Here is a 3,142-nt window from a genome sequence, read left to right on the forward strand (position 1 = left end):
CAGACAGGAGATCAGCAGTGCCCCTTGAGCCCTCCCGGTCCGAGACCGCCCACCCCGAGCCCACCCGCTTCGCCCGCGTCGTCGTCATCGGGGGAGCGGGCCAGGTGGGCCGCCTCCTGCGGGCCCTCTTCCCCGGTTCCACCGAGGTGACGTCCGTCGACGTCGTGACCTCGGCCGGTGACGGCGCCCCGTCCCTGGTGGCCGACGCCACCCGACCCGACGCCGCGCTGCGCGCAGCCCTGGGCGCCGCCGACGCGGTCGTGCTCGCCCTCCCCGAGGGGCCAGCGCTCGCGGCGATGTCCGCCTGCGCCCCGCTGCTCCCGCCGGGGGCGCTGCTGGTGGAGACGCTCTCGGTCAAGCACGCCGCGGCTGAGCTGGCCACCGCGCTCGCCGCGCGCCACGCGCTGCAGGCCTGCGGCCTCAACCCGATGTTCGCCCCCGAACTGGGCTTCTCCGGGCGCGCGGTCGCCCTCGTGCCGATCGCGCCCGGTCCGCGCGTCGCCGCGCTGGAGCGGTTGATCGGCGCGGCGGGCGGCCGGGTGGCGCGGGTGTCGCCCGACGAGCACGACCGGGCCGCCTCGGTCATGCAGGCCGCCACCCACGCGGCGGTGCTCGCGCTGGGGCACGTCGTCGCCACCAGCGGTGTCAGCCCGGACGTCCTCGTCGAGCTCGCGCCGCCCCCGCACCGCACGGTGCTCGCGCTCCTGGCGCGGATCAGCGGCGGGGTCCCCGAGGTCTACCGCGACGTGCAGGCGGGCAACCCCGACGCCCCGGAGGTCCGCGCGCGCATGTCCGGTTTCCTGCTCGGGCTGGGGGAGCTCGCCTCGGACCCGGACCGCTTCGCGCGCTGCCTCGCCGAGCTGTCCGCCGCGTTGGGAGAGCAGGCCGGACCGCTGCGCGCGCACTGCCGCGCGCTGTTCGAGGCGACCCCGAAGAGCTGAGACCGCGCTGAGAGCGACCGCCCTTATCGTGGCCGCCGTCGTCCTTTATTCCGTGTGCTCCGCGCGAGCACGAAGGGGTGTTGTCGGTGGCTGAAGTCCTGGGTCCTTTTCGCGAGCGCATCAACCAGCTCGACGAGCAGTTGGCCGAAGTGGTGGCCGCCCGGTTGCGCGTGTGCGCCGAAGTTGCTGCGGTGAAGAAGACCAAGGGCATACCGATGATGCAGCCCGACCGGGGGGACGCGGTTCGGGAGGCTTACGCCGCGCGCGGCAGCAGAATGGGGATTTCGCCGGAGTTCATGCGGCAGTTGGCCGCGATGATCGTCGCCGAGGCTTGCCGCGTGGAGGACGAGATCATCGATGGTGACACGGAAAGTCACCGGAGAGTAATTTGATCATGGGTTTGGTGCGCCGACCGTGTTAACGGTGCGCTACGGCTGTGACCGCGAGGACCTGCGGGGAAACGTTCGGTGGGTTCGGTACGGGCGGTTTGGGCGGCTGTGTCCGCAAGGGGCGAAGCGCTGTGTAACCGGCGGTGTCATCACGGTGCGTGCCCGAGCGGGGGTGGGCATCTGCGCAGGCCGGGGCGGTGCCGCAGGTGTGCGGAACCCTTTCGAAGGGTTCCTCTGGGTGTGCGCGAAGCGAAGTCAAAACTCCACCGCAAATGATCCCTATCGGGGAAGGTTATTCTAGTCCAACAGGGTGGTCCTGTTCTCGGATGTTGATCGGTATGCGGCTCCGTGGTTGAATTCGTCGGGCGGCGGAATCTGGGGAACTCGGGTTCGCGGGTAGGTGTGACCGCCTGGGGGGTTTCCTTTTTCTCCATTTTTATTTTTCTGCGAGGGGGCGCACATGAGCGGGGAAGCGATGCGCGCGGTAAATCGGCAGAAAGGATTGTTCTTCCAGATCCTCGGTCCGGTTTCGGTCACCGTAGACGGGCTCCCCGTCCGCGTCGGTCGCAGCCGCCAGCTCACCGTGCTGGCGCTGCTGCTGATCAACATCGACAAGCTCGTCCCCGTCGGCAGGCTCGTCGACGCGGTGTGGGGCGCCACCCCGCCCGCCACCGCCGACAAGCAGATCCAGACCTGCGTGTGGCGGTTGCGCACCGCGTTCGAGCAGGCGGGCGCCCCGGCTGAGCTCATCGAGACCGTCTCCGGCGGCTACCAGCTGCGCATGGACGGCGGTGTGCTCGACGCCCACCTGTTCGAGGACGGGGTGCGCACGGCGCGCGAGCTGCACCGCCGCGGCGAGGTCTCCGCCGCGATCGCCGAGTACCGGTCCGCGCTCGCGCTGTTCCACGGCCCGCTGATGGCCGAGCTCGCCAGCCCCACCGTGCAGACCATGGCCGCGCACTGGGAGGAGCGCAGGCTCTCGGTGCTGGAGGAGCGCCTGGACGTCGAGCTGGCCACCGGCTGCCACGCCGAACTGGTCAGCGAACTGCGCGTGCTGGTCGCCGAGTACCCGCTGCGCGAGCACCTGCGCGCCCAGCTCATGACCGCCCTGTACCTCTCGCACCGCCGCGCCGACGCCCTCGCGGTCTACCGCGCGGGCCGCGCCACCATGGTGGCCTCCCTCGGCCTCGAACCCGGCCCCCGCCTGCAGGAGCTGCAACGGCGCATCATCGCCGGTGAACCGCTCACCCACCCCGGCGGCGCCGTCCGCCCCAGGCCCACCGCCAAGGCGCCCGCGCAACTGCCCGCCGACACCGCCGACTTCACCGGCCGCGACCACGAGCTGACCTGCCTCGCCGACCACCTGTGCCGCTCCGGCCGGGGCGGGGTCGTCGCCGTCGTCGGACGGCCCGGCGTCGGCAAGACCGCACTGGCCGTGCACGCCGCCCACCGGGTCCGCGACCGCTTCCCCGACGGGCAGCTGCACGCCGACCTGGGCGGCAGCACCGGAAGGCCCGCCACCCCCCACGACGTGCTCGCCGGGTTCCTGCGCGCGCTCGGGGTGTCCGACGAGCACATCCCCTCCGACGTCGCGACCCGCGCAGCCCTGTTCCGCAGCGCCACGGCGGGCAGGCGCCTCCTCGTCGTGCTCGACGACGCGGCGGGCAGCGCGCACGTGGAGCCCCTGCGCCCCGCCGACACCGGCGCGGTGCTGTGCACCAGCCGCACGACCATGCTCGACCTGCCGGGGGTCGACGTGCACCGGCTCGACGGGCTGCGCACCGACGAGGCCACCGCCCTGCGCGCCCCCGT

The 3,142-nt window shown here is 72.4% G+C and carries 3 protein-coding genes; all 3 read left to right on the forward strand.

What is annotated here, in order from left to right; all coding sequences use genetic code 11:
• The coding region (locus ACTUAL_RS17915) for a prephenate dehydrogenase dimerization domain-containing protein (RefSeq protein WP_440901072.1) at positions 1–941 on the forward strand (941 nt) is incomplete at its 5' end.
• Positions 942–1,027: 86 nt separating this feature from the next.
• Positions 1,028–1,333, forward strand: a complete 306-nt coding sequence (locus tag ACTUAL_RS17920) for a chorismate mutase (protein WP_440901073.1) — start codon at positions 1,028–1,030, stop codon at positions 1,331–1,333.
• A gap of 580 nt (positions 1,334–1,913) precedes the next feature.
• The coding region (locus ACTUAL_RS17925; protein ID WP_440901074.1) for an AfsR/SARP family transcriptional regulator at positions 1,914–3,142 on the forward strand (1,229 nt) is incomplete at its 3' end.

This window comes from Actinosynnema sp. (assembly GCF_052038725.1).